Here is a 543-nt window from a genome sequence, read left to right on the forward strand (position 1 = left end):
GGCTAGACCGATGGCACCTAAACGTAAAGATATGATACCTGAGGTAAACATATTAAGCTTTGCTGAAGTAGGGAATCGTATTAACGGGGTCATTATGATGGATGGGGTTCGATATTCATTAAATAAAAAGAGTACTCGTGTTGGTAAGTATAAGTTTGACTATGGCTCTGGCATGTTAGTTGTTTCCACTAAAGATGACAGGAAAGAAGTCTATGTTGAGTAGTAAGTTGAATCTTAAATTCTCTAGAGAAAAAAAGAAGTCAACGATTGAATCACTTTCCACTTTTGAAGATTGCAACATTGAGTATCAAACACGAGTCTATACGTTAAAAGACAGTGAAGTTGTCCCATATTGTGAAGAAAATAGAATAAACAGGAAATTTCTTTACTACTTCAGTTTTGATTCAAATATTGAATGGGAATATAACCAATACTTCACATCGACGAAAGATACCCCTTTACTCATGGCTGTGATCCCCATGATCAAGGATCCTACACTGGTTAACGGCAACCATTTTTTTATAGTAAAGAATCCTGATGATG

At 35.7% G+C, this 543-nt stretch carries 2 protein-coding genes; both read left to right on the top strand.

Annotated elements, in window-relative coordinates; translation table 11 throughout:
- A partial coding sequence (locus KIV40_RS32695; protein ID WP_285353529.1) for a hypothetical protein occupies positions 1-223 on the top strand: 223 nt, incomplete at its 5' end.
- On the top strand, positions 213-543 hold a 331-nt coding region (locus KIV40_RS32700; RefSeq protein ID WP_285353530.1), incomplete at its 3' end, for a hypothetical protein. The genes KIV40_RS32695 and KIV40_RS32700, both read left to right, overlap by 11 nt.

The organism is Vibrio sp. D173a (genome assembly GCF_030248475.1).